This window comes from Paenibacillus campinasensis, from assembly GCF_002272015.1.
GTDB classification, from domain to species: domain Bacteria; phylum Bacillota; class Bacilli; order Paenibacillales; family Paenibacillaceae; genus Paenibacillus_AQ; species Paenibacillus_AQ campinasensis.
Map to the genome: position 1 here is coordinate 18284 of NZ_NPBY01000006.1, position 25782 is coordinate 44065.

Consider the following 25782-nt stretch of genomic DNA (forward strand, 5'->3'; position numbering starts at 1 on the left):
TAAAGGGGTGTTTTCGCGCGGTCTGATTTTGGGGCAGGGGTTCACTTCTATGCGGAAAAACGTTAATATAAGAGTATTGTAAATCATCTCGGTGCGAGGTGAGTTACTTACAAAAATATAATGGAGCAAAGGATGGAGAACCAGATGGCAAAACAACAAATTGGTGTCATTGGCCTTGCTGTAATGGGCAAAAACTTGGCCCTGAACATTGAGAGTAAAGGTTTTACCGTTTCCGTATATAACCGCTCTCCGCAAAAAACGGAAGAAATGCTCAAGGAAGCAGAAGGAAAGCAGGTTAAGGGAACGTTTTCGATTGAAGAGTTTGTCGATTCTCTGGAAACGCCTCGCAAAATTCTGATCATGGTTCAAGCCGGACAAGCTACCGACGCTACGATTGAGCAGCTTATTCCGCATTTGGACAAGGGCGACATCATCATCGACGGCGGCAACGCTTACTTCCCGGACACCCAGCGTCGCAGCAAACAGCTGGCAGACCTGGGCTTTAACTTTATCGGAGCCGGCGTATCCGGCGGCGAAGAAGGCGCACTGAAGGGCCCTTCCATCATGCCTGGCGGACAGGAAAGTGCCTACAAGCTGGTTGAGCCGATTCTGACAGCGATCTCTGCCAAAGTAAACGACGAGCCTTGCTGTACATATATTGGTCCGGACGGCGCGGGTCATTACGTGAAGATGGTTCACAACGGCATCGAATACGGCGACATGCAGCTCATCTGCGAAGCGTACCAACTGCTCAAGGATGTGCTTGGCCTGGATGCCAAGGAGCTTCATGAAATTTTCTCCGAATGGAATAAAGGTGAGCTTGACAGCTACCTGATCGAGATCACGGCAGACATCTTCTCCAAGTATGATGAGGAGACCGGCAAGCCGATGGTTGACGTTATTCTCGATACGGCCGGGCAGAAGGGCACAGGCAAATGGACAAGCCAAAGCTCCCTTGATCTGGGCGTGCCGCTGTCCATGATTACCGAGTCGGTATTCTCCCGCTTCCTCTCTGCACTGAAAGAAGAGCGCGTAGCAGCAAGCAAAATTTTGAACGGACCGAAAACGGCGTCTTTCGACGGCGACCGTGCGGAGTTCATCGAGAATGTGCGCAAAGCGCTCTTTGCGAGCAAAATCGTGTCTTACGCTCAAGGCTTCGCGCAACTGCGCGTGGCGTCCGATGAGTACGACTGGAACCTGCAATACGGCAAGCTGGCAAAAATCTGGCGCGGAGGCTGCATCATTCGTTCCCGCTTCCTGCAGAACATTACAGATGCCTACGAGAACAATCCGGAGCTGAAAAACCTGCTGCTGGATCCGTTCTTCAAGGACATTATCGAATCCTACCAGGACGCATGGCGTAAAGTCGTTGCCTCTGCGGTGACGCTCGGCATTCCGGTTCCGGGCTTTGCAAGCGCGCTGGCATACTACGACAGCTATCGCTCCGCTAACCTTCCTGCGAACCTGCTGCAGGCGCAGCGCGATTACTTTGGCGCGCATACGTTCCAGCGGGTGGACAAGGAAGGCACGTTCCACTTTAACTGGATGGGATAATCCGGTTCTGCTCCCTGATCTCAGGGGAAGCTTCCGGCGGTATGGCGGTCGCGCAGCCCGGGAGGCTGCGCTGTCCGTCCACCAGCCCATGCATCGCCTCAAGCAGGCAAGCGCGAAGATCATCGCTTCGGGTATGACAGTAGCCGCCGCTTCCGAGCAGGAGCAGGGCGGCTTCACAGTAACTGCTGAAGTTTTGCAGCAGACGTGGCTTGGAAAGGTCCAGCAAGGCCGGATCTTTCCGGGCCACTTTTTTTTGTACATAATGGAGCACCCACACAATATCCTCCCGGCATAGCGGATAAGACGGGTCCATAATCCGGCTGAGCCGCTTGGGGATGGGGAGACGGCTATCGTCCTCGCAGGAGACAGACATGCGCCCTCCTCCTTTCTTATAATCTCTCACTATGTAGCATATGAGTGTGGATGTTAAGATAGACATCGCATTTCGGGTCGCGACAAGCTTGCGGTGTCCTTTAGGCACGGCTGAACTGAAGCGACATGCATTGTCGAAAGATTTCTGCCTGTGGTATGATATGTTCAATCTAATTCCGGTGAAGGCAAACACCAGCCCTATCGGAAAGCATAAGAGGGGTGTAGGATTGAATCAGGTAAGCCAGAACATCATTCTGATCGGGATGATGGGGACGGGAAAGACCACCGTCGGTCGTCTCGTTGCAGAGCGGCTCGGCTTTCAGCTGCTCGACCTTGATGCCGAGATTGAGCGGATGGAGGGACGGACGATCCCCGAGATGTTTGCAGAGGAAGGCGAGGCTTATTTCCGCAAGGCGGAATCCAGAGCGCTTCATAACGTGCTTGCTGCCAAGCGGCTTGTCATCGCAACGGGCGGGGGAGCCGTCCTGAATCCAGACAATTGCGCAGCGATGAAGCAGGGCGGATGGGTAGCTGCTTTGACGGCGGATGCGGAGACCATTATCGAGCGGGTGCGGGGAGATGCGAATCGCCCATTGCTTGCGGGCGATGTGGAGGAGCGGGTGCGCCGGATTATGGCGGAGAGAGAAGACAAATATCGTTTCGCCGATGTGACCATCGATACGGTAGGGCGAAGCGCGGATGAAGTCGCGACCGAGATTTTAACGCATTACCGCGGCTAAGCTTGTTAGCAGATGTGATGCGTGGATCAGGGACTGTCGCTCCCGTATAGGCTTTCGGATGCAGTGAGGTGAGGCAGGCGTTCGGATGACAGTCACAGATTGGCACGGATTCCCGTGCTTGTACGAACATAAAAAAAAAGGCGGGGAACCGCAGTTCCCTCGCCTCAATCGCCGATGGCGGGCATCTTATTCTTCGTCAGCCGCCCACTGCAGCATGCCGCCCTTCATGTTCACCACATTGGCATGGCCTTGGTGGCTCAAATATTCGCACACATGCTGGCTGCGGCCGCCGCTGCGGCAGATGAAGATCACTTCCTGATCCTTCGGAATTTCGTTCAGTCTGGCGGGAATTTCCCCCATCGGGATGTGCTTGGCGCCGCTGATCATGCCTGCGGCCACTTCTTCATCCTCGCGGACGTCGATCATATAGATGTTCTCGCCGTTTTGCAGTCTCTCTCGAAGCTCTGAAGTTTCAATTTGAGGGATCGGTTTCATAAAGGTTGCCTCTTTTCTGAAGAAATATGTTTTGTATACTAAATTTTAGAATGGACTACAAGTTACATAGTCTATGATAACGAAGCGGCGTTTTCCCTGTCAATTTAAAGAAGAAACGCCTGCTCGGCAGCGGGGATTCATGCCCTATTCCAACCTAAAAGGAGCGTTACCAATCATGGATGTTATCGTAAGACCTACTGAGAAACTAAGCGGCGAAATTGGAGCCCTGTCTTCGAAAAATTACACGACACGCTATTTGCTGGTGGCCGCGCTCGCCGAAGGAACCAGCACGATCTATTATCCGGCCCACAGTGAGGACAGCGATGCGATGAGAAGATGCATCCAAGATCTCGGGGCGACGATTGTCGAGGATGACGAGAAGGCGGTCATCACCGGTTTTGGCAGCGCGCCTCGTGACGTTGCGGAACTGAACGTGGGCAATGCCGGTGCTGTGCTGCGATTCCTAATGGGCATTGCTGCCTTGTCTTCGGAAGTGAAGTTTGTCAACACATATCCGGATTCGCTCGGGAAGCGGCCGCATGACGACTTGATCGATGCGCTTGAGCAGCTCGGAGTGCAGGTGGAGCACCATAATGGGCGCCTGCCAATCACCATTCGCGGAGGGAAACCGAAGGGCGGTCGCATTACTGTCTCCGGTGAAGTCAGCTCCCAATATTTGAGCGCGCTGTTGTTCCTGACGCCGCTGCTGCCGGAGGACAGTGAAATTACGGTCACCGGTGACCTGAAATCCAAGGTGGTCGTTGGCCAGACGCTGGAAGTGCTGGCGCAGGCCGGTATTACGATCGAGGCTGCGGATGATTACACCTCCTTCCGCGTGCCTGGCCAACAGTCTTATAAAGCGCAGGTCTATACCGTGCAAGGCGATTACCCGGGCTCGGCGGCGGTGCTGGCGGCAGCGGCCGTGACGCAGTCGGATGTGACGATCCGGAACCTGTCCGAGGACAGCAAGCAAGGAGAGCGCGCCATTATCGATGTGCTTCGCACGATGGAGGTGCCGCTCACGCACGAGAATGGCAACGTTCGCGTGCAGGGCAACGGCAAGCTGAAAGCGCTGGAGTTTGACGGGGATACCGCCACGGATGCGGTGCTGGCGATGGTAGCCGCAGCTGTCTTTGCCGAAGGGACCTCCCGCTTCTACAATGTGGAGAATCTTCGTTATAAGGAATGCGACCGCATCACCGATTACTTGACGGAGCTTGCCAAGGCCGGAGCCCAGGTGGAGGAACGTCAGGCGGAGATCATCGTGCATGGGCGTCCGGAAGGGGTCGAGGGCGGCGTAGAGATCAACGCGCATTATGACCATCGCGTGATCATGGCTCTGACCGTTGTCGGCCTTCGCTCCCGGCAGCCGATCCGCATTAAAGATGCGCATCATGTAGCCAAATCGTACCCGCAATATTTTGATCATTTGCAGGCGCTTGGCGCCGATGTGGAATGGGTAAAATAAACAGACAGCAGGGAAATTGCTTGCTCAGTTTGATACAATGAGCCGAAAGGTGGGGTTTAACATGGCATTTGAAAATCCAAGCCGGGAACAAATTGCGGACATTTTGCGCAGTGCAGGCAACATCGCGGTTGTCGGGCTGTCCGACAAGCCGGAACGGACGTCTCACATGGTTGCCGGTGCAATGAAGGAGCGGGGCTACCGCATCATCCCGGTAAATCCCGGTGCGTCTGAAATTTTAGGGGAGAAAAGCTATCCGACCTTGAAGGATATCCCTGAGCCGGTGGACATCGTGAACGTGTTCAGAAGAAGCGAGTACTGCGCCGATGTGGCGCGTGAAGCGGTGGAGATTGGCGCTAAGGTGCTGTGGCTCCAGCAGGGAATCGTGAGCGAGGAGGCCGCGGCCATCGCGCAGGAGCATGGACTGACAGTCATCATGGACCGGTGCATCAAGGTCGAGGATGCCATCGCGCTTGCCGGAGGCAAATCGTAACGATATGTGAGGAAGGATGATCAGCAGGCCCTTGCCGATAATGCGGGTGGCGGATCGCGCGTGCCTTGACGAACAAGGCGGCAGAGCGTCCCGTGCAGGCACAGGGCTTGTTTTTTTCTGTATTTCTTTGACAAAAAACAAGGTTATCGCGTACCATCAAGGATAGAGAAAGGAGGGCTCGCCTTGAATTGGTTGGGATCATTACAGCAGCTGGGCAGAGCGGTTATGCTCCCTACGATGGCGCTACCTGCGGCAGCTCTCCTGCTTAGCATCGGGAGTTTGCCTTGGGCGGCGTGGGGGCTGGAATCCGTGGGCTCGGTTGCTCAGGCTGCCGGACATGGCGTGTTCTATTACATGCCCTATCTGTTTGCGATCGGAGTAGCCTGGGGGCTGTCAAATCAGGGGGGGCCGGCAGGACTTGCCGCGCTCGCGGGCATGTTCATCTATGATCAGGTTATTACCCGGTTGGGGGATGGCAGTGTACAGCCCTCGACCTTGGTCGGTATCATCTTCGGAATGCTATCCGGTTATGTATATAACCGGTTTAAACATATAAAGCTCCCGGAGGCTATCCAGTTTTTCGGCGGCTCCAGATTTGTGCTGCTGATTATGGGCCTGTTCTCGGCCTTGTTCGCCTGGATGATGCTGGGGGTGGCGCCGTTTGTCCAGAAGGGGCTTGATTCCTTTTACGTCCTCACGCTGGAGATGGGCGCATTCGGTCTGTTTTTATACGGTATCCTCTACCGGGTTTTGACCGCTTTCGGTCTGCATCATCTGCTAAACAATGTGTATTGGTTTCAGCTAGGTACATATGAGACGGAGGATGGGACGATCGTTCAGGGGGACCTGCCGCGTTTCTTTGCGGGGGATCCGACGGCGGGCGACTTTATGGCCGGTCTGTTTCCGATTATGATGTTCGCGCTGCCGGCGATTGCATTTGCCATCATTCAGGAGGCCCGTGAAGATCTGAAGCCCAAGGTGAAAAAAACGTTTATGCGGTCTGCGCTCGTCTGTTTTTTGACCGGGGTATCGGAGCAGATTGAGTTCGCGTTTTTGTTCGCTTCCCCGTTCCTGTATGTCGTGCATGCGTTGATGGCCGGATTTGCGATGGTGCTGACGTATATGCTGGACATTCACCACGGGTTTTCCTATTCCGCCGGATTTATCGATTTTGTGCTCAACTACCATCTGTCCCAAAATGCATGGATGCTGATTCCGATCGGGGTCGGCTATGGCCTGGTGTATTATTTTCTGTTCCGCTGGGCCATCCGTACCTTCGAAATACCGACCCCAGGCCGCGAGGAAGGCTCCGCGCTGGAAGGATGGGCCGGGGATATTCCTTACCAGGCGCCGCTTATTCTTGAGGCTCTGGGGGGCAAGGACAACATCGTCCAGGTGCAGTCCTGCATGACACGCCTGCGATTGACGGTACATAATGACCGTCAGATTGATTCCGACGCGCTCAAGCTTCTGGGCTCGGCAGGGATCATCAAGCTGGGCGGAGGCAATGTGCAGGTGGTGTTCGGCACGTATTCCGAGCTGATTCGGGAGGAGATCAACAAGCTGATGCAGCGCGATTTGCCGCGCGTATTGTTCAGTGCGCCTGTACAGGGGCGGATGATGCCGATTGATGAGGTGCCGGATGATATTTTTGCAGCCAAACTGGTCGGTAACGGGGTCGCCTTCCTTCCGGACAAGGGCGAACTGGTATCTCCGGTATACGGCACGGTGATGCATGTGTATCCGACGATGCATGCCATCGGCATTTCCACACCGGAAGGGCTCGAGGTGCTGATCCACATCGGTATTGATACTTCACAATTAAAAGGGCCGTTCACCGCGGTTGTCAGCGAAGGGGATGAAGTCGAGCCCGGGCAGCTGCTGGTGAAGTTTGATCTGGCGTATTTGAAGACACATGCCGCTTCATTGGCAACGCCGATGGTGATCACGAATCCGGACAAGGTTAGATCCTGGAGCTTCGCTCCGTTCAAGTCGGTCAAAAAAGGGCAGTCTTCCGTCATGTCCGTTGTTTTAAATGAGAGTCACGCTGGGGGTAGAGAATCATGATACAAGGCATTGGCGCAGCAGCAGGTGTCGCAATCGGAAAGGCTTTTGTGCTGCCGCACTGGGAACTGGATCTTCCGGATTCCGAGATGAATGCAGTCGATTTGGCCAAGGAGTTTGAGCGCCTTTATGAGGGCATCCGAACCTCCAAAAATGAAATCGAATATATCAAAAACGAATTCAAGGAGATGGTGGGGCCTGAGGAGTCTCAAATTTTCGATGCGCATCTGGCCATCCTTGAGGACCCTGTGTTCATGAATGAAATACAGGGCATTATCGAGCGTCAGTACAAGGCAGCCGAGGTGGCGGTCAAGGAAGCGATCGACCATTTTGTGTCCATGTTCGACCTGCTTGACGATGAGTACATGAAAGAACGTGCGCTTGATATCAAGGATGTCGGGAACCGGCTGCTCAAGCATTTGCTGGGTGCGCCGGAGGTGAAGCTGCCGGCCGATACGCAGCCCTATATTCTCGTGGCCAAGGAGCTCTCGCCATCACAGCTTGTGCATCTTAATCCCTCCCATGTGCTGGGGATCGTCACGATGAGCGGAGGCAAGACGTCCCACTCGGCCATTATGGCGCGTGCGCTTGGCATTCCGCTCGTCTCCGGGATCGAGAACAAGCTGGAACATCCGATACAGACCGGGGAGAAGCTGATCGTGGACGGGGATCAGGGGCTATTGTATCTGAATCCGGACGCGGCGGTGCTTGAACGCTATGAATTGATCCGCGACCAGCTGCTGAAGAAGAAGGAGCAGCTGCAGCTGCTCGCTTCAGTGGATGCAGTCACGAAGGACGGCGTGTATTTTAATCTGGCAGCGAACATGAACTCGATCAAGGAGCTGGATATCGCCCTGCAAAATGGTGCCAAGGGCGTCGGACTGTTCCGGACGGAGTTTCTGTATATGGATCGCCACAGCTTCCCGAGCGAGGAGGAGCAGTTCGAGGTTTACCGCCAAGTCGCAGAGAAGGCGGGCGGCTCATCGGTCGTCATCCGCACGCTCGATATCGGCGGCGACAAGCAGCTCGACTACTTCTCTCTGCCGGAGGAGGATAATCCATTTCTCGGCTACCGGGCAATCAGAATCAGCCTGGACCGGACGGAGCTGTTCCAGACGCAGCTGACCGCGATTCTTCGGGCCAGCGCATATGGCAACGTCAAGATTATGTATCCGATGATCTCCTCGGTGGAGGAGATCAGACAGGCCAACGTCATTCTGGCCCGGGCCAAAGCGGAGCTGGATCGCCGCGGCATCGACTACAACAAAGAGATCCAGGTCGGCATCATGATTGAGGTGCCGGCAGCCGTTACGATCTCGGATCTGCTCGCGGAAGAGGCGGATTTCTTCAGCATCGGCACCAATGATCTCGTACAGTATGTGCTCGCTGTAGACCGGATGAACGAACAGATTGCACATATGTATCATCCGTTTCATCCGGCCGTGCTGCGCATGCTGCGAACGACCGTGGAAGCAGCGAAGCAGGCGGGCATCCCTGTTAGCGTATGCGGCGAATTGGCCGGGGATGAGCGGGCGATTCCGTTGTGGCTGGAGCTTGGCGTGCATGATTTGAGCATGTCTACCCAGTCGCTGCTCCGGGTGAAGCATCGGATACTGAACACGAAGGCGTCTGAAGCGAAGGTGGAGGCAGCGGCCTGCTACAAGCTCCGGACCAGCTCGGCGGTCGAAGAGCGGCTGACGGCGTTTGCCCAGCGGAGCAGCTTTCAGTCCGGGGGCAATGGCACGGATTATTCCGCATCGTAATGTCTGCGGCTCTTGTGTGGACTGACGTGGCTTGTATCCTATACAGCTAAACGAAACTGCCAGTGGACCTATGGCGCCTATGTAGGCTATGCCGACTTGGGCTGCCGGACAGCATGGTGTGAAGCTTCCTCGGCGAGACGATGTAGAAGCCGAGTGTGCTGAGCTTCACTGTCGTTTATGCTGCTAGGAGCGAATCGATTGGATTGATGTTTTTATGATGCAGCTTCTTTGTCATAAGGACAAGCCTTGCACGACAAAGCGCGGCACAGCGAAAAGGCCGCCCTCGCAAAGGGAGAGGAAGATCCTCTTCTTATATGCGAGGGCGGCCTTTCTTGGTCTTGGTTCGCGCAATAGATAGGATGCAGTTTACCAGGCTGCGACCGTACCGTCGGTCCGGGACTCGGTTCCGCCACACAGCACGCCTGTGGATGGATCCCGCCATATGATCTGTCCCCGGCCGAAGGACCCGGAATCGAGGGTGACCCGGATATCATGGCCCCGGCGCGCCAGCGCCTGTGCTATAGCATTCGGGAATGAAGGCTCCACATGCACCGTTTTTCCGCTGGTCCATTGCCATCTAGGCGCATCCAGGGCAGCTTGCGGATGCAGTCCGTAATCAATGGTATTCATGACCACCTGCAGATGGCCTTGCGGCTGCATGTAGCCGCCCATGACGCCAAACGGCCCGACAGGCTGGCCATCTTTAGTCAGGAAGCCCGGGATAATCGTATGATAAGTCCGTTTCCCCGGCTCCAGGCGATTGTCGTGGCTCTCATCCAGCGAGAAGTCGCTGCCCCGGTTCTGGAGTGAAACTCCGGTTCCAGGCACAACCAGCCCTGATCCAAAGCCCATGTAGTTGCTTTGGATGAATGACACCATATTGCCCTCGCCATCGGCTGCGGCCAAATAGACGGTGCCGCTGCCGCTTGGATCGCCGGCCTCCGGCATGATGGCGGTATCGCCGATCTTCTGCCTGCGAATCGAAGCATACTCCTCGGACAGCATGCGGCCTAGATCCGCCTTCATATGGCGGCTGTCCGTAATATAGCGCTGTCCATCGGCAAAAGCGAGCTTCATCGCCTCAATCTGACGATGATAGTCGATGACGCTGTCTTTGCTCTGCGTATCAAAGCCCTTCATCATATTAAGCGCCATCAGGGTGACGAGGCCTTGCCCGTTTGGCGGAATTTCCCATACGTCATACCCGCGGTAGGACACGCTGATCGGCTGTACCCATTCAGGCTTGAAAGCAGCCAGATCGTCGGCCTCCAGGTAGCCGCCGGCTTCCTTGACATAAGAAGCGATTCGCTCCGCGAGCTCGCCGCGATAGAAAATCTCAGCGCCGGTCTCGCCGATGCTTGCCAGGGTGCGGGCATGATCCGGCAGCCGGAACAGCTCGCCCGGCCGAGGCGCACGGCCTGCGGGGGCAAACGTATCGAACCAGCCCTGGTAACAGTCTTCCTTGAAAATCTCTTTAAAGCGGGCGTAGGCCTTCTCCCAGAAAAAAGCCACCGTAGGCGACAGGGGGAAGCCTTCCTCCGCATATGTAATCGCCGGCTTCAATGTTTCCGCTAAGGGCAGGCGGCCAAATCTGCGAGACAGTTCGGCCCATGCAGCCGGAACCCCAGGGACGGTAACGGGTAAAGCGCCGAAGGTCGGCATTTTCTCATGGCCGGCTTCCTTCACCGCCTGAATTGATATCGAACGCGGGGCCGGTCCGCTGGCATTAAGCCCGTGAAGCGAGCCGCCCGTCCAGACGAGGGCAAAGGCGTCGCCCCCGATGCCGTTGGCATTGGGCTCCACGACGGTCAGCGCAGCAGCTGCCGCGATCGCCGCATCAATGGCGTTGCCGCCTTGCTTGAGGACATCAAGCCCGGCTTGAGCCGCGAGCGGCTGTGAAGTGGCCACCATGCCTTTGGCGGCATATACGGGCATTCGGTAGGATGGATAAGGATGATAATAGGAATCAAACAACAGAGGCAGCCTCCTTCCGCACATGGCGCAAATGTATTATTACTGGAATGACCTTTCTTTAAAAAAGGGGGTGAGGCGTAGAGCCTCACCTATGATTTGGACTGAGCAAGCGCATCGCAGAATGCGAGGCCGTATGGCGGAAGATCGGGAGGACGCCGCGCCGAGATGATGTGTCCATCAACCACGACAGCCTCATCCTTCCAAATGGCGCCGGCATTCTCCATGTCATCCCGGATTCCCGGTGTGGATGTGACGGTAGCGCCTTCCAAAATTTTAGCCGAAATTAGCACCCAGCCGGCGTGGCAGATTTGCCCGATCGGCTTCTTGGCTTCATGCATCTCTCGAACAAGCTCCAGCACCTTGTCATAGCGCCGCAGCTTGTCCGGCGCCCAGCCGCCCGGCACGAGAATGCCATCATAATCCTCGCTGCGCAGCTCCTCGAAGGAATACTCGGCCAGCGCGGGCACCCCGTATTTGCCGATATAGGTTTTGCCTTTTTCATAGCCGGCGAGATGAACCTCGGCGCCCTCTTCACGAACTCGGTATACCGGGTACCATAACTCTAAATCCTCGAATTCTTCGTCAACCAGAGCGATTACTTTTTTCCCTGAAAGTCTCATTCGTAAGATCAGCTCCTTTCTATACTCAAGAGCAGGCGTAATGTGAATACCACTCTTCTAAACGAGCTTATTGTAACAAAAAAACAAACGAAATTCATTTTTTGCGTGTTAGATAAAATAGATGGACCCAATGACCGAAGTATTATATATCTGGTAAATAAAGCATTCACCCAATTTTGGGACATTCTTTGTTATGATAGTCGGAGAGAACTAGTGCTTGATAGGTGTATCGAAGGCTTGTTGGGACTAAAGACAATACGCAATGAATTTGGGGTGGGCGATTTGTTCAAAGGTAGTCATTGTACTTGTGGGCAGAAGATGAATCTGGAATTGAGAATGTTAATCCACCAGAAGAAAACGAGAATCTACGATGTGCCGGTTTACGTATGTGAACATTGTGAACATTACGAAGTTTTGAAACCGGTAAAGCCTTACGTTGTTCAGTACATAGCAGCCATCGATGGCAGTCTCGAGCATGCCGACGTATCCTTGGCGGAGATGAATGAGTCGGTGCATGTCCTTTACAGCGTTCTCCAGGGAGCTGATCAAGAGACGGAAGCCGAAGTTTTTGCACGCTTCAAGGAGGCTTTTGACGACCGTGTCAATATGCTGCTGGATTTATTCGGCTGTGCCCGGAAGATGAAAGATGACGATTGGATGCGGGAAATCCAGGAACGACTGGAACAATTAAGTGAATTCGCAGTATTACTCCCTGAAAACTCGAACTTTTATGCCAGATAATTTTCAGAAAATTTTCGCGGTTGTTGGATTTTTCACGCACTTTTTGTTAGGATATAGGTAAGGTTAAGAACTTCAATACTGAAGGGAATGTATATTGAGTGGCGACCTTGACGAAAATGACTACTACCGAACAGCTGAACAACGCACTTGAAGCATCGGTACATAGACCGCTGCTGCTGTTCAAACACAGCACCAGATGTCCCATTAGTGCAGCCGCGTATAAGGAAGTAGTCTCGTATCTGAACGACCAGCCGAATGAGCGGGCAGATTACGCAATCATTGACGTTATCGCCGACCGCCCGGTGTCCAATCAGGCGGCAGACATCCTGGGCATTCGGCATGAATCGCCGCAGGTCATCCTGGTAACAAACGGAGTGCCAATCTGGCATGACTCCCATTCCCATATTACGATTGAAGCGCTAAAGGAACAAGTGGACGGCATTTGAGGCCGCGTGTTTGCACAAAGCAATATTTTGTCGTATCATATTTTCAATTAGTATTGAGCGAATAAAATCTATTGGCAATGGAGAGAAGGAATTTGACGGTAACCATTTACGATGTAGCGCGTGAAGCAGGCGTTTCCATGGCAACGGTTTCGCGGGTTGTTAACAATAACCCCAATGTTAAGCCCCAAACCCGGAAGAAAGTGTATGAAGCGATAGAGCGGTTGGGATATCGTCCGAATGCGGTGGCCAGAGGTCTGGCCAGCAAGAAGACAACCACTGTCGGGGTCGTCATCCCGGACATCTCGAACTCGATTTTTGCGGAAATTGCCCGCGGCATCGAGGATATCGCGAACATGTATCACTACAACATTATTTTGTGTAATGCGGACAAGCGCAAGGAGAAGGAGATTCGTGTCATCAACACCCTGCTTGAGAAGCAGGTGGACGGGCTTCTTTTCATGGGCGGTACGGTTACGGAGGAGCATATCCAGGCGTTCCAGACCTCGGCTGTGCCTATCGTATTGTGCGCAACGCGTGACGAGCAGGGCAACTATCCGTCTGTTGATATCGACCATGAGCAGGCGGCATTCGATGCGGTGAGCACGCTCATTCGTCACGGACATCGGGAAATTGCGATGATCAGTGGTACGCTGCAGGATCCGGCGAATGGTTATTCCCGTTTCCAGGGATACAAGCGTGCGCTTGAAGCGGCGGGCATCGAATATCAGGAGGATCTGGTGCGCATCGGCAACTATCGCTACGAGTCCGGTGTGGAAGCAATGAAGTATTTCCTCGGTCTGAAGAAGAAGCCGACGGCCATCTTCTCGGCAACCGATGAAATGGCGATCGGCGCGATCCACAGCATTCAGGATGAAGGCTATAAAGTGCCGGATGATTTCTCGATTATTAGTGTAGACAACATCCGCATGGCTTCGATGGTGCGTCCGCAGCTTACGACCGTGGCCCAACCGATGTATGATCTGGGAGCGGTGGCGATGCGTCTGTTGACCAAGCTGATGAAGAAGGAGAATGTGGACAACCCGCGGGTTATTTTGCCGCATGAAACGATCCTTCGCCTCTCGGTCAGCCATGTTAACGAATAGGCTGAATGCTGAAGGGTACAGTTGTATTCATACATGATGGAAATGAAGAAGGCTCCTTTTTAGAAGGAGCTTTTTTTCTGGGATTTGATGCGATCATCGCTGTACATTAACGGAATAACAGAAAGGGATGGATGATAGTGACAGAGCCGGTCATTGGGCTGATTGGGGCTATGGATGCAGAGATTGAGCTGCTGCTCGGGCAGCTGGAGAACCAGGAACAGATCGTGAAAGCGGGAATCTCTTATTTAACAGGCAGCATTCAAGGAAAGCGGGTCGTTGTATGCAAATCCGGTGTGGGCAAGGTGAATGCAGCGGTAACGACGCAGATTCTGATCGACACCTTTGGCGTGTCCAAAGTGGTGTTCACCGGCGTGGCAGGGGCGCTTCATCCGCAGCTGGATATCGGGGACATCGTCATTTCGGCGTCCTGTCTGCAGCATGATATGGATGTTTCGCCGCTCGGGTTTGCCCGTGGCGTCATTCCATATCAGGAGGTATCGGATTTTCCTGCGGATGCGGCATTGGTTCAGCTGGCTGAGGAAGCGTGCAAGGCGTTGTCTGTGGAGCGGTATGTAGTTGGCAAAGTGCTGTCCGGCGACCAGTTTATAGCCAGCAGAGACACAGTGAAGCTGCTGCATGAGCAGCTGGACGGGGCATGTGCCGAGATGGAAGGGGCTGCCGTGGCCCAGGTATGCTATATGAACGATGTGCCTTATGTTGTCATCCGTTCGATGTCCGATAAAGCCGACGGGTCGGCGCATATCAATTTTCCGGAATTTACGGCGAAAGCCTCTGAACGTTCCTACGACATTGTATATTATATGCTGAACCGGCTATAGATAATGCCAAAATCCCCGAGTCTCTCTTCATTGCAGAGCCCGGGGATTTACTGTTATTTAGACACTGTACGTTTCGAACGTTTCGAATATCCTTGACCGTGTTTATTCAATACATGAATCGTTGCCGGAAGCGCAGTCGGTCGAATTGCTCCTGGGAAGCTAAGGGGACTCTACTGCCGATCCGGACCATGAGGCAGTTGGCTGGATGCGAGCATATTTCCGGATCGTCGGTCGCGTACCACTCCATGTCGACAACTTTCATGAGCCGCTCCATCATTTTGCGGTACTCCCATACGTTCAAGCCGCTTCCCTTCAGATCCCAATGCCAATAATATTCCGTCGTAAACACAATGTATCGTTCCATCTGACCTTGCTCGAACGCGGTTCGAATCATCTGCTGACCAAGTCCGAGAGAACGGTATTCTGCAGCGACTTCGATGGCACCTAGCTCAATTAAATCTTCCATCTGGCCCTCCGACCATCGTTCCTGCTCATCGGGATAATGGAAGGTGACATAACCTACAATTTGGTTGCGATCGCGTGTGATAATAATTCTACCTTCCGGAAGAGCTGCGATTTCGATCAGCGCTTCATGCTGCTCTGCCGGACGGCGAAAAGCATGGAGGCCGGGATGAAAATCGAGCTGGGACAACTGCTCGGGGGGGACGGGTCCTTCAATGACGAGGTTCTGGTTCTCCGGAAACAGCACATGAGATTGGTACAGCTTGCAGTGTTCCATCCGTCAGACTCCTTTCAGTTCCATACCCTACTTATAGCAAAAAAATAAAAAAATGAAAAGCAATGACAGATAAACGCGTCCTATGATATAATCACTTCGACATAAATTTTTCACATTTTTTCCGTTGACAACAGGTGTCTGCTCCCTAAATAAAAGGGTTAAAGATTCGCCGCATGACTGAAGCTTCGGAATAACCCGGGATTTGGTGTGAAGTAGGTTTCATTCAATCATTTTGTAAGCGCTGTCCACCTATAAGGAGAACGATTGAAGAATGAGGAGGATGTAAACGATGAATCAAACGCATAGCGAAATATTGCCAAGTGAAGTTTCTTACTCCAATATGGGCCAATATGAGCAGGCGCGTTCCCAATTTTCCTGGGATGAGATCGAGCGGCACTTCACCTGGTACGAGACCGGCAAGGTGAACATGGCTTATGAAGCGATTGACCGGCATGTAGCCGAGGGAAGAGGAGACAAGGTTGCGTTGATGTACAGTGATGCTTCGCGCAATGAATCTCTTACCTATGCCCAGCTTAAGGAGCAGTCCGACAAGTTCGGGAATGTGCTTCGCAAGTACGGAATTGGAAAAGGCGACCGGGTATTTATATTCATGCCGCGCGGTCCGGAGCTTTATGTCAGCTTGCTGGGCATATTGAAAATCGGTGCCGTTGTCGGTCCATTGTTCGAAGCGTTCATGGAAACGGCGGTTAAGGACCGGCTGGAGGACAGCGGAGCCGTCGCATTGGTAACTACGCCTGCGCTCTTGCCGCGTGTAAAAAGAGACGAGCTGCCTGAACTGAAACATGTCATTGTGGTCGGTGATACGGAGCCGCTGAACGATTCATCGCTGATCGATTATTTCTCCGAGATGGAAGCTGCTTCATCAGAGCTGGAGCTGGAATGGCTGGGGCGCGAAGATGGACTGATCATGCACTACACTTCCGGTTCCACCGGCAAGCCCAAAGGCGTCTATCATGTTCAAAATGCGATGATTCAGCATTATTATACGGGCAAAGCGGTACTAGACTTGCAGGAGGATGACATCTACTGGTGCACAGCGGATCCGGGCTGGGTGACGGGTACCTCCTACGGCATATTCGCGCCTTGGCTGAACGGGGTGACGAATGTCGTTCGGGGCGGAAGATTCAGCCCGCAGGATTGGTACAGCACGCTTGAGAAGAATAAGGTAACGGTATGGTACAGTGCACCAACCGCGTTCCGGATGCTGATGGGGGCCGGCTCTGATCTGATCGATCAGTACAATTTGAGCTCCCTGCGGCATGTTCTCTCCGTCGGTGAACCTTTGAATCCAGAAGTGGTGCGCTGGGGGTATAAGGCCTATAAACAGCGGATTCACGATACGTGGTGGATGACGGAGACGGGCGGTCAATTGATCTGTAATTATCCGGGCATGGCAATCAAGCCGGGCTCCATGGGACGTCCGCTGCCAGGCATTACCGCTGCGATCCTCGACGATCAAGGGCGTGAGCTGCCGCCGAACACGATGGGCAACCTGGCGATCAAGACGCCGTGGCCATCCATGATGCGGGCGATCTGGAACAATGAAGCCAAGTATGAGGAGTATTTCCGCATCCCGGGCTGGTATATATCCGGTGACTCAGCTTACATGGATGAAGAGGGCTACTTCTGGTTCCAGGGCCGAATCGATGATGTAATCAATTCCTCTGGAGAGCGTATCGGTCCGTTTGAGGTCGAGAGCAAGCTTGTGGAGCATCCGGCGGTGGCAGAAGCCGGCGTTATCGGGAAGCCGGACGTTACCCGCGGCGAAATTATCAAAGCCTTTATCTCGCTGCGCGAAGGCTATGCTCCTTCCGATGAGCTTAAGGAAGAGATCTACCGGTTCGTGAAGGAAGGTCTGTCTGCACATGCTGCTCCGCGCGAGATTGAATTCAAGGATAAGCTGCCGAAGACCCGTTCCGGTAAAATCATGCGCCGCGTGTTGAAAGCATGGGAGCTGGATTTGCCGACAGGGGATCTGTCTACTATCGAGGACTAAGGATAACCAAAAGCCTTCCTTGCTGCGTATGGAAACATCGTTTCCATACGGCAAGGAAGGCTTTTTCTGTGCATCGTGAGGAGTGAGGAGTGAAGGCTACAGTTGGCGAGATTAAATTGAAGAGAGGGTGTGCCTGGCGAATACCGGGCACACCCTCGTGTTCATTATGGTTCAATTATTCACTCTTTTCGAAGAATACCGCGGAAGATGGCGATGATTCACCATAGGCATTCACGGCCGTAATTCGGAAGTAGCCACTGATCGGATTGCCGCTTGTGTAGTAGAACTCTGTGGAATGGCTAGATCCGATCTGCTGAAAATTGCCGTTGTCCGGACTGAAGTATACGTTGTAGCGAATCACTTCTTCCTGTCCGGCATTGCCCGGCCAAGTGGCGCTGAACCCTTCCGGTGTTGCCGACAACGTCGGTTGTCCCGGAGGGCTCGGCGGGATCATGGTATCCGCCTGGCCGCCTGTAGCCGGGTCCGTTATTTCTTCGCCGTCGGACTCCCCAGGTGTATCATCGGGGAAGGAGTCCAAATCCTCTTCATCGTCGCCTGGCATCGGCATGTGAATGCCGAGTGGACCAACAATTGCGCTTGGCTCGGATGTTTTGCCGACCACATCGACGGCCACCACGTAGTAGGCTGTAAATGGACTATCTGAGCCAAGGCCGGTAAATACCGTCGTTTCATCGGCCAGCACAACGCGATCCTGCACGAAGGCGCCGCCGTTTAGCGATTTGAAGAGGCGATAACCGACGACATCCGGTGATCCGCTAGGCGAGAAGCTGATGCTTCCTGCCGAGTAACTCACATTCTTCGGTGGTGTCGGCGCTTTGCCGTCATCAGTTCTCGGATCGATCTTAGTCGGCACTCCGGATTTGGCGTCAGCCGGCAAGTAGGATTCAAGCGATCCTTTCTCGCCCTTCATCACCCGCAGCGCTTCTTCCAGCTCTCTGATCAATTCATCGATCGGCTTAGGGCGCTTGATGACATTTTGTTCTTTGAGCATGTCTTCCGGCGTTTCCTCTCGCGGAATGTAGTTGACGCCTCGGTACGTAATGTACTTGGCTTTGACAATGCCGTCATCCACTTCGGTTGGCACATACTTCTGGTTGAACAGGTCTGTTACAAATCTGTCCGTCAAGCTTGAAGGCAGCTTGCCGCTGTATGCGGACACCGTCTTCGACACGATTCCTTCCGGTCTTTCGAAAGCGCTGGTCGGGAACAAGTCTGGTTTGGCATCTGTAACCTCGTTCATAATCCGGGCCCAAATCGCCTGTGCATGTCTTCGCTGATCACCAACCAGCGTATGGATCGGCTTCTCATAGCCCACCCAAACACCGAGTGTGATATCAGGGGAGTATCCCATGAACCAGACGTCGCCGTAGTTTTGCGTGGAGCCTGTTTTGCCGACAACCGGAATTTCATTAAATTTCTTGTAAGTATCGCGCACTTTGCTGCCTGTACCGTTCGTGATGACGGTGCGAAGCATATCGGTCATCAGATAAGCAGTCTGCTCGGAAAATACCTGTACAGGCTCCGCTTCGTGCTTATACACGATGTTGCCTTTGGAATCGACGATCTTCTCAATCATATAGGCATCGTTGAATTTGCCCTGATTTCCGATCGCACTATAGGCGTTGGTCAGCTCCTCGACCGTTACCCCGGTGCTAAGACCGCCCAGAACGCCGGTCGACGCCGCATAATCGCTCTCCTTCAGCGTGTTGATGCCCAGCTTCTTGGAGAACTCCCAAGCGTTCTCTATGCCGATGGTCTCGTTAAACAGCTTCAGCGCCACCGTATTGGTAGAATCGTTCAACGCCTGACGGGCGGTCATCAATCCTCTGTATCCGCTGTAAGAGTTCTTTGGAATATGATATACCTTGGAATAATCCTTCAAAATAATCGGCGAGTCATCCACGATGCTTGCAGGCTGAAGCGCACCTGATTCCAGCGCCGGCAGATAGGCGGCTACGGGCTTCATCGCCGAGCCTGGCTGTCTTTCCATCTGCGTAGCGTAGTTCATCTGCTCCTTGTAGAAATCGCGGCCTTCAATCATGCCGAGAATGGCGCCGGTCTTATTGTCAATCATCATCGCGGCCGTCTGCTCCATCCCTTTTTCCTCGCTGTCAGGGAAGAAGTTGCTGTCATCCTCGGCGATCGCGCGCATCGTCCGGTACACCGTCCGGTCGATGGTTGTATAGACTTTATAACCGCCGGTGCTTAATTGCACCAATGCGGCTTCCTTGGCAGCCTTGCTGTCTTCGTCGGCAGAGTCGTTCTCGGCGAGCTCCATCAAAATTTTGGATGCCTGACGCTCGACTTCTATCATCAGATATGGATAGGTAACATAAGCCTTCTGAGTTTTCGGAGCCAGCGAGCTTTTGATATCAAAGGCTTTGGCTTCTTCATACTCCGCTTGCGTAATCTTGCCTTCCTGCAGCATGCTGGCCAGCACTCGGGACTGACGGTTCAACGCTCGCTTGAACGCTTCCTCATCGAAATTGCCCTGCCCGTTATAGGCCGAGTAGGCTGAAGGAAGCTGAGGCAGACCCGCCAAATAGGCGGCTTGGGCAATGTTCAGCTCATTCAGATCGTTGATGTTAAAGATTCCTCGGGCTGCGGCTTTAATGCCGAATACTTGATAGCCGCTGGAGCCGTTGCCGAATGGAACTTTATTCAAATACCCGGTAACAATCTGCTCTTTCGTCAGAAAGCGCTCCATGCGCATGGACAGCAGAATCTCCTTGACCTTACGGTTGTCCGTCCGATCCCGGCTTAGAAATGTGAGCCTAGCCAACTGTTGGGTCAGCGTACTTCCCCCGGTTTGGGTAGGTTCGTTCAAGAGGCGCTCCTTCACCGCGCGGGCAGTTCCTCTGAAATCCACCCCTTTATGGGTAAAAAAGCGATTATCCTCGATTGAAACGATGGCATCTATGACGATCTGCGGAATATCCTCATAATTGACAGGACGTCTGTCTTCATCGGTCCTGAGCTGTCCGATAGGGGAGCCATCCCTGAAGTAGGCGAAGCCGGTTATGGCGTTTTCGTTGATCGTCTGTTCGATGACAGATCTCGATCTTACAGGTTCCTCCTTAACGATGGAGGTGACGTAGCCGCCAACGGCTCCTCCGACGAACAAGACGCCCATCATCCCCAGCACGAAGAGCCATCCGAAAACCGAACCCATGATCCGCCAAAAGGATCTTTTGGTCGGGGCTTTTTTCTTCTTAGCAGGCCCCTGTTTTTTCTCCTCAACCATGAAATGTTACTCCTCCTTTTAACGCACCTATTATAGCATAAATCGAAGGTTTTGAATCATATGTTCGTCTTTAGCATGTCCTTTTTTGCAGAAGATTGACTTTTCCGAAACGCTTGTGTTATAAATAATTGCAAAAGTTTCATACCGTTGAAAAGCGTTGAAGGACCTCAGTAAAAGGGCGAGCAAGCGTTGGCAGAGAGTCGGTGGCTGGTGCAAACCGATAACGATTCCCCTTTGAATTACCGTCCTGAGCTGGCCGTGGGAACCGTGCAATGGGCTTTAGGCTCACTTGCGCGCAGTAGTTCGGTACCGGGATTACATTCCCGTTATGGCAATGAAGTGAAAGTCTGTTCGCTGCAGGCTGGGATCAACCCTTTTTTGCAGCTGCCGGATTTTAACTAGGGTGGTAACGCGAGCGCTCCTTCTCGTCCCTTGGGATGAGAAGGAGCTTTTTTGTGCGCATAGCGATGGAAAACCAATCCGTTTAGAGAGGAAGTGTTGTTGGATGAAATGGGAAGAACTTACAGATGGGCAGCAACAGGAGGTTCAGCGTCAGCTTGACATCATCTCGCGCGGTGTCGTGGAGATCATTCCGGAAGAGGAGCTGAAGCAGAAGCTGGCGAAATCGGTGGTGACCGGTGAGCCGCTGCGCGTGAAGCTGGGTATGGACCCGTCCGCGCCGGATCTTCACCTCGGCCATACGGTTGTGCTGCAGAAACTGCGTCAATTCCAGAAGCTGGGGCACCAGGTTCAGCTCATTATCGGTGACTTTACCGGCCGGATCGGGGATCCGACAGGCAAATCGGAGACGCGGAAACAGCTGACCGAAGAAGATGTGAAACGAAATGCCGAAACTTACCAGAAACAGATCTACAAAATTCTGGATCCGGAGAAGACGAAGGTCTACTACAATTCCGAATGGCTTGCGCCGATGAGCTTTGCCGATGTCGTCAACCTGTCGGCGAAGGTGACGGTTGCGCGCATGCTGGAGCGGGATGACTTTACGAAGCGTTACCAGAGCGGACAGCCGATCAGCATCCATGAATTCTTCTACCCGCTCATGCAGGGGATGGACTCCGTGGCGCTGAAGACTGACATCGAGCTGGGCGGAACGGATCAGAAGTTCAACCTGCTGATGGGCCGCACGCTCCAGAAGGAATACGGTGTCGACACGCAAATAACGATTACGATGCCGCTTATCGAGGGGCTCGATGGCGTGCAGAAGATGAGCAAAAGCCTGGGCAACTACATCGGGATCGATGAGGAGCCGAATGAGATTTACGGAAAGTCGATGTCCATCCCGGATGAACTTATGATGAAGTACTACAGCTTGGCGACGGACCTCGACAATGAAGCGCTGAAGGCGCTGGAAGAAGGCTTGAAGGACGGCAGCGTTCATCCCCGGGATGCCAAAATGCGCCTCGCGCACACCTTCGTGCGGATGTACCATGGGGTGGAAGCAGCCGATGCGGCTCAGCAGCATTTTGTTACCGTCTTTCAGCAGCGGGCTTTGCCTGACGACATTCAGGAGTACCAGATCCCGGCAGAGGAGCTTGACCAGGGCGCTATTCGCCTGATCCGGCTGTTGACCTTGCTTGGCTTTGCATCTTCCAACGGGGAAGCGAGACGGAGCATTCAGCAGGGCGCTGTGAAATGGAATGAGGATAAAATAACGGACGTCAACGCGGACATTACGCCGCAGGAGGGGGATATTATTCAGGTCGGCAAACGCAAATTTGCCAAGCTGAAGCTGTCCTGATCGGGGCACCTATGAACAAGACGGGCTTCCTAGCTGAAGCCAACTGGCCTTAAGGCAACAGCCAGTTGACATTCGGCTTGCGGAGCCCGTTTTCACGTATGGGGAGTGGAGTGCCCCTATACCGATGCGCCGGGGCAACAGGGCGGTCAACTCGCCAGACACAATAAGAAAACCCGGAGGCCAAAAGGCCTTCCGGGTTTCTTATTGTGGATCTTAACGGTTGTAGAACTCGACGATTTGCTTCTCGTCGATATCTTGAGAAAGCTCGGAACGCTCTGGAAGACGGATGTATTTCCCTTCCATTGCCGTTTCGTCGAACTCAAGGTAAGCCGGGAGATGCACGCGGTTAGCCAAAGCTTCCTTGATGGAAGAAAGGCTGCGGCTTCTCTCGCGAAGACCGATAACATCGCCAGGGTTTACGGAGTAAGAAGCGATGTCTACTTTTTTGCCGTTCACAGTCACGTGACCGTGTGCTACCAGCTGGCGAGCACCTGCACGGGAGTTGCTGAAGCCAAGACGATAAACGAGGTTGTCCAGACGGCTCTCAAGCAGGAACATGAAGTTCTCACCCGCAATACCTTTCATGCCGGTTGCTTTCGCAAACAGGGTGCGGAATTGCTTCTCGCCCAAGCCGTACATGTGACGGAGCTTTTGCTTTTCTTGAAGCTGCATACCATAGTTGCTCATTTTTCTCCGTTGGTTAGGACCATGTTGGCCTGGAGGAAAAGGACGTTTCAATTCTTTGCCAGTGCCGCTCAAGGAAATTCCAAGACGACGGCTCAATTTAAATTTAGGACCGGTGTAACGTGCCATTGTTATATAGACTCCTTTTTTAGTAAAGTTTCATTAGGGCTCTATTTGCGCCGTATTTGTCTCTATTCCATCCGTTCAATGCCGGAAAGAATCTGACGGGAAAGTTCAGCCGCTGTCCTGTCAGTAACAAATGACGTGAGGGTGACACAACGATTCCGCCCAAATTCATTGAATGCATTGCATTCTGACTCAACAATAAATATTATATGAAGTAATGATATAAAGTCAAGTTCAAGGTTTACATAAGTTTGTCTAAATTTGTCGATAGGACTATAGAACTAAAAAATATTGGGAATAACGCAAGAAATATAATGCAATCGTGGGTAAAACAGATTAAGATAAGAATAGTATATTTAGTCGCAAATAGCTACTCTACATGATTTGATTTGGTATGTAGCCTGTTTATGTCCGGTGTTAATACGTTGTTTTAGGCAGCATGCGCATCAACCGGAAGCATCTTCAAGCCGGAGTTCATGTCCGTAAGCTTGAGAAAAGGCTTTATCATGGTGCAAAGGAGCGCCCATTATGTCAGAGGAACAACGTGAAGTGTATAAGGGCTATATCGGTCCTGCGATTATCGATGACGAGATGCCGCTAAGAGGGGCTTCTTCCATTCTGCAAAATCTGGATATTACCCCTTACGATTTCACTTACCTGCACCCGCTGATTGAGGACAGTTATATGGAGTGGCTGCAAGAGTGCTCACAGATTGAAGCGCTCAAGCCGTTTCGGTGGGCTGTCCTTTCTCATGACGGAGCTTGGCTGGCCGGAGCGGAAGAGCTGAGAGCATATTTTGCCGCGGGAGATGACGATGCGGTAGCGCAGGCGCTTAGGTACAGCAAGCCGGTATGCAGCAGAAGCATGGAAAGGCTCGGCGGCCAGGTGATCTGCGCGGTCCCGCTCTTGAGCCGGGTGTACGGCGACCTGTTCGCGATCATGATCAGCGTGTCGCCGCCGGATGAACCGGGTAAGGACAGGGCGCTGCTGCTAACGGAGCCTTATGCGCTGCTTTACCGTGCCAATTTCTACCGCCGATTTGAGCATCTGTTTGTGAAGGATCTGGAAGAAGTTCACGTCAAGGCCGAGCGCGAAGCGTCCCGCCGTTCTCTTCTGTTTCAGTATGTGAAACGGATGCATGTCCAGATTAACGTTGACAGCGTCATTACGGAGGCGATCGAGAGTGTCCTCTCCCTGTATCCCGACGTAAAGGTCGAGCTGTACATGTCCCAGGATCATGAGAGCGCGCATCCCTTGGTTCGCCAGCTGCTGCTGCGGCACTGGCAGGAGGAGGTTTTTGTCCGCACCTTTATGGAGGGCAAAATGACCATACATAAGCAAGAAGATCCGGATGCCCTGGTGGAAGTCGGAATTCCGATGGGAGGAAGGCAGGGCGTATACGGCGTGTTCCATCTGGAGGCTGCCCCTTCGGTGTTCTCGGAGATGGATCTAGAGCTGCTGAGCATGATGGCGGATGCGGCGGGAACGTCTTTTGAGAATGCCAAGCTGTACGAGCAGTCCAATCTGATGATTCATGAACTGCGGATGATGAATGAGCTTACGCGGAGACTGAACAAAAGCCTGCATCTGGTCGAGATTTTTAAATTTGCCAATCAGGAGCTGCTGAGCATGCTCGGGGCAGACTACTGCTGCATTCTGATCTACAATGCGGAGTTGGACGGGCTTGAGGTCGTGTCCAGCAATGCGGAGTGGATGCTGAAGGAAGTGCATGATATCAGCTACGGACTTGGCGGGCTGGTGTACCGGTCCAAGGAGGCGCTCATTCTGGCGGACTATGAGGAGGAGCGTCCGGCAGAATCGAGGTTGATGGAAAGCACAGGCTCCCGATCGCTCGTTGCAACTCCGCTGCTGATCAACGGGGAAGTGGGCGGGGTTGTGCTGTTGACTCACCATAAGCCTCATTATTTCTCATACGACAGCTATCGGCTGTTGCAGGCGCTTACGAGCCATATCGGCCTGGCCATCGGCAATGCCTTCCTTCACGCCGAGGTGCGGAGAATGGCCAATCGGGACATGCTGACAGGGCTGTATGCGCGCCACTATCTCGACGATCTCATCCAGGAATGCCAGAATCGGGACGTATGCGGCTCGCTGATCGTGATTGATATCGACCAGTTCAAGCAGGTGAATGATACCTTCGGGCATCAGCGAGGGGATAACATATTGAAGCAGGTAAGCGGAATTGTGAAATCTGCGATCCGGCACAATGATATCCCTGCCCGATGGGGCGGCGAGGAGCTGGCCGTCTATTTGCCCGGGCTCGGTGTGATGCAGGCGGTGCGGGTGGCAGAGCGAATTCGCTCCCGGGTTGCGGAGGAGACGGACCCTAGAGTCACCGTGTCCTGCGGCATATCGGAGTGGAGCTGGACGGACGAGAAGGTGAGTGTAGAATCCCTATTTTACCGGGCGGATATGGCCTTGTATGAAGCGAAGAACGGGGGCCGGAACCGGATCGTGGTCGAGAAGTCACAGACAGAATAATACGGTAGCTGAAGAAGCCTC

General features: G+C 53.3%; 20 protein-coding genes and 1 other annotated feature. Of the genes, 13 read left to right on the top strand and 7 right to left on the bottom strand.

Going from position 1 to position 25782, the window contains the following annotated elements; genetic code table 11:
• Positions 1 to 144 precede the first annotated feature (144 nt).
• Positions 145 to 1554 (top strand): NADP-dependent phosphogluconate dehydrogenase, encoded by a 1410-nt coding sequence (gndA, locus tag CHH67_RS01760; RefSeq protein WP_176475453.1) that lies wholly within the window; start codon positions 145 to 147, stop codon positions 1552 to 1554.
• On the opposite strand, the gene CHH67_RS01765 is transcribed toward gndA, so the two are convergent.
• Positions 1538 to 1927 carry a hypothetical protein gene (locus CHH67_RS01765; RefSeq protein ID WP_244908055.1) on the bottom strand — a complete coding sequence of 130 codons (390 nt, stop codon included), beginning with the start codon at positions 1925 to 1927 and terminating at the stop codon, positions 1538 to 1540. The genes gndA and CHH67_RS01765 overlap by 17 nt on opposite strands.
• A 226-nt stretch (positions 1928 to 2153) precedes the next feature.
• Between CHH67_RS01765 and CHH67_RS01770 the strand changes: the two genes are divergently transcribed.
• Entirely contained in the window at positions 2154 to 2666 is a 513-nt protein-coding gene (locus CHH67_RS01770; protein ID WP_255222951.1) for a shikimate kinase, read from the top strand.
• 186 nt (positions 2667 to 2852) lie between these two features.
• Here the strand turns inward: CHH67_RS01770 and CHH67_RS01775 are convergent, their stop codons facing one another.
• The gene (locus tag CHH67_RS01775) at positions 2853 to 3161 is read right to left on the bottom strand and encodes a rhodanese-like domain-containing protein (RefSeq protein WP_095263260.1); all 309 of its coding nucleotides are present in this window, start codon (positions 3159 to 3161) and stop codon (positions 2853 to 2855) included.
• Positions 3162 to 3336: 175 nt separating this feature from the next.
• Between CHH67_RS01775 and aroA the strand changes: the two genes are divergently transcribed.
• The 4 genes from aroA to ptsP all read left to right on the top strand — a co-directional run bounded on the left by aroA (position 3337) and on the right by ptsP (position 8946).
• Positions 3337 to 4629 carry a 3-phosphoshikimate 1-carboxyvinyltransferase gene (gene aroA / locus CHH67_RS01780; protein ID WP_095263261.1) on the top strand — a complete coding sequence of 431 codons (1293 nt, stop codon included), beginning with the start codon at positions 3337 to 3339 and terminating at the stop codon, positions 4627 to 4629.
• A gap of 61 nt (positions 4630 to 4690) precedes the next feature.
• The gene (locus CHH67_RS01785) at positions 4691 to 5119 is read left to right on the top strand and encodes a CoA-binding protein (protein ID WP_095263262.1); all 429 of its coding nucleotides are present in this window, start codon (positions 4691 to 4693) and stop codon (positions 5117 to 5119) included.
• Positions 5120 to 5302: 183 nt separating this feature from the next.
• Entirely contained in the window at positions 5303 to 7186 is a 1884-nt protein-coding gene (locus tag CHH67_RS01790) for a glucose PTS transporter subunit IIA (protein WP_095263263.1), read from the top strand.
• Complete coding sequence (gene ptsP, locus CHH67_RS01795) at positions 7183 to 8946, top strand: phosphoenolpyruvate--protein phosphotransferase (RefSeq protein WP_095263264.1); 1764 nt, start codon at positions 7183 to 7185, stop codon at positions 8944 to 8946. Before CHH67_RS01790 ends, ptsP begins: the two co-directional genes overlap by 4 nt.
• A 366-nt stretch (positions 8947 to 9312) precedes the next feature.
• Here the strand turns inward: ptsP and ggt are convergent, their stop codons facing one another.
• Complete coding sequence (gene ggt, locus CHH67_RS01800; protein WP_095263265.1) at positions 9313 to 10944, bottom strand: gamma-glutamyltransferase; 1632 nt, start codon at positions 10942 to 10944, stop codon at positions 9313 to 9315.
• Positions 10945 to 11009: 65 nt separating this feature from the next.
• A complete protein-coding gene (locus CHH67_RS01805) occupies positions 11010 to 11540 on the bottom strand; it encodes a type 1 glutamine amidotransferase domain-containing protein (protein WP_095263266.1) in 531 nt (176 codons plus the stop codon).
• 237 nt (positions 11541 to 11777) lie between these two features.
• Here CHH67_RS01805 and CHH67_RS01810 point away from each other — a divergent pair, with 237 nt between their 5' ends.
• The 4 genes from CHH67_RS01810 (at position 11778) to CHH67_RS01825 (ending at position 14669) form a co-directional block, all read left to right on the top strand.
• Complete coding sequence (locus tag CHH67_RS01810; RefSeq protein ID WP_155617321.1) at positions 11778 to 12281, top strand: hypothetical protein; 504 nt, start codon at positions 11778 to 11780, stop codon at positions 12279 to 12281.
• 98 nt (positions 12282 to 12379) lie between these two features.
• Positions 12380 to 12727 carry a bacillithiol system redox-active protein YtxJ gene (gene ytxJ / locus CHH67_RS01815; protein ID WP_095263267.1) on the top strand — a complete coding sequence of 116 codons (348 nt, stop codon included), beginning with the start codon at positions 12380 to 12382 and terminating at the stop codon, positions 12725 to 12727.
• Positions 12728 to 12819: 92 nt separating this feature from the next.
• Complete coding sequence (ccpA, locus tag CHH67_RS01820) at positions 12820 to 13830, top strand: catabolite control protein A (RefSeq protein ID WP_095263268.1); 1011 nt, start codon at positions 12820 to 12822, stop codon at positions 13828 to 13830.
• A 131-nt stretch (positions 13831 to 13961) separates the two neighbouring features.
• On the top strand, positions 13962 to 14669 hold the full coding sequence (locus CHH67_RS01825) for a 5'-methylthioadenosine/adenosylhomocysteine nucleosidase (RefSeq protein ID WP_155617323.1): 708 nt from the start codon (positions 13962 to 13964) through the stop codon (positions 14667 to 14669).
• Between the two features lie 106 nt (positions 14670 to 14775).
• Here CHH67_RS01825 and CHH67_RS01830 read toward each other — a convergent pair whose 3' ends face one another.
• Positions 14776 to 15408, bottom strand: coding sequence for a GNAT family N-acetyltransferase (locus CHH67_RS01830; protein ID WP_095263269.1), 633 nt, complete (start codon positions 15406 to 15408; stop codon positions 14776 to 14778).
• Between the two features lie 289 nt (positions 15409 to 15697).
• Between CHH67_RS01830 and acsA the strand changes: the two genes are divergently transcribed.
• Entirely contained in the window at positions 15698 to 17425 is a 1728-nt protein-coding gene (acsA, locus tag CHH67_RS01835) for an acetate--CoA ligase (RefSeq protein ID WP_095263270.1), read from the top strand.
• 175 nt (positions 17426 to 17600) lie between these two features.
• Here acsA and CHH67_RS01840 read toward each other — a convergent pair whose 3' ends face one another.
• A complete protein-coding gene (locus CHH67_RS01840) occupies positions 17601 to 20690 on the bottom strand; it encodes a transglycosylase domain-containing protein (protein ID WP_095263271.1) in 3090 nt (1029 codons plus the stop codon).
• Positions 20691 to 20838: 148 nt separating this feature from the next.
• Positions 20839 to 21126: a binding site (T-box leader), on the top strand.
• A 69-nt stretch (positions 21127 to 21195) separates the two neighbouring features.
• On the opposite strand from CHH67_RS01840, the gene tyrS reads away from it, so the two are divergent.
• Positions 21196 to 22449, top strand: coding sequence for a tyrosine--tRNA ligase (gene tyrS, locus CHH67_RS01845; RefSeq protein WP_095263272.1), 1254 nt, complete (start codon positions 21196 to 21198; stop codon positions 22447 to 22449).
• Positions 22450 to 22662: 213 nt separating this feature from the next.
• Here the strand turns inward: tyrS and rpsD are convergent, their stop codons facing one another.
• Entirely contained in the window at positions 22663 to 23262 is a 600-nt protein-coding gene (gene rpsD, locus CHH67_RS01850) for a 30S ribosomal protein S4 (protein WP_095263273.1), read from the bottom strand.
• 525 nt (positions 23263 to 23787) lie between these two features.
• Between rpsD and CHH67_RS01855 the strand changes: the two genes are divergently transcribed.
• Complete coding sequence (locus CHH67_RS01855) at positions 23788 to 25761, top strand: sensor domain-containing diguanylate cyclase (protein WP_095263274.1); 1974 nt, start codon at positions 23788 to 23790, stop codon at positions 25759 to 25761.
• The last annotated feature ends 21 nt before the right edge of the window (positions 25762 to 25782 follow it).

Bases quoted from the DNA above. Each gene is read 5' to 3' on its own strand.
- gndA (WP_176475453.1), top strand. From the start codon at position 145: ATGGCAAAACAACAAATTGGTGTCATTGGCCTTGCTGTAATGGGCAAA.
- CHH67_RS01765 (WP_244908055.1), bottom strand. From the start codon at position 1,927: ATGTCTGTCTCCTGCGAGGACGATAGCCGTCTCCCCATCCCCAAGCGG.
- CHH67_RS01775 (WP_095263260.1), bottom strand. From the start codon at position 3,161: ATGAAACCGATCCCTCAAATTGAAACTTCAGAGCTTCGAGAGAGACTG.
- aroA (WP_095263261.1), top strand. From the start codon at position 3,337: ATGGATGTTATCGTAAGACCTACTGAGAAACTAAGCGGCGAAATTGGA.
- CHH67_RS01785 (WP_095263262.1), top strand. From the start codon at position 4,691: ATGGCATTTGAAAATCCAAGCCGGGAACAAATTGCGGACATTTTGCGC.
- ptsP (WP_095263264.1), top strand. From the start codon at position 7,183: ATGATACAAGGCATTGGCGCAGCAGCAGGTGTCGCAATCGGAAAGGCT.
- ggt (WP_095263265.1), bottom strand. From the start codon at position 10,944: ATGTGCGGAAGGAGGCTGCCTCTGTTGTTTGATTCCTATTATCATCCT.
- CHH67_RS01805 (WP_095263266.1), bottom strand. From the start codon at position 11,540: ATGAGACTTTCAGGGAAAAAAGTAATCGCTCTGGTTGACGAAGAATTC.
- CHH67_RS01825 (WP_155617323.1), top strand. From the start codon at position 13,962: ATGATAGTGACAGAGCCGGTCATTGGGCTGATTGGGGCTATGGATGCA.
- CHH67_RS01830 (WP_095263269.1), bottom strand. From the start codon at position 15,408: ATGGAACACTGCAAGCTGTACCAATCTCATGTGCTGTTTCCGGAGAAC.
- acsA (WP_095263270.1), top strand. From the start codon at position 15,698: ATGAATCAAACGCATAGCGAAATATTGCCAAGTGAAGTTTCTTACTCC.
- CHH67_RS01840 (WP_095263271.1), bottom strand. From the start codon at position 20,690: ATGGTTGAGGAGAAAAAACAGGGGCCTGCTAAGAAGAAAAAAGCCCCG.
- tyrS (WP_095263272.1), top strand. From the start codon at position 21,196: ATGAAATGGGAAGAACTTACAGATGGGCAGCAACAGGAGGTTCAGCGT.
- rpsD (WP_095263273.1), bottom strand. From the start codon at position 23,262: ATGGCACGTTACACCGGTCCTAAATTTAAATTGAGCCGTCGTCTTGGA.
- CHH67_RS01855 (WP_095263274.1), top strand. From the start codon at position 23,788: ATGTCAGAGGAACAACGTGAAGTGTATAAGGGCTATATCGGTCCTGCG.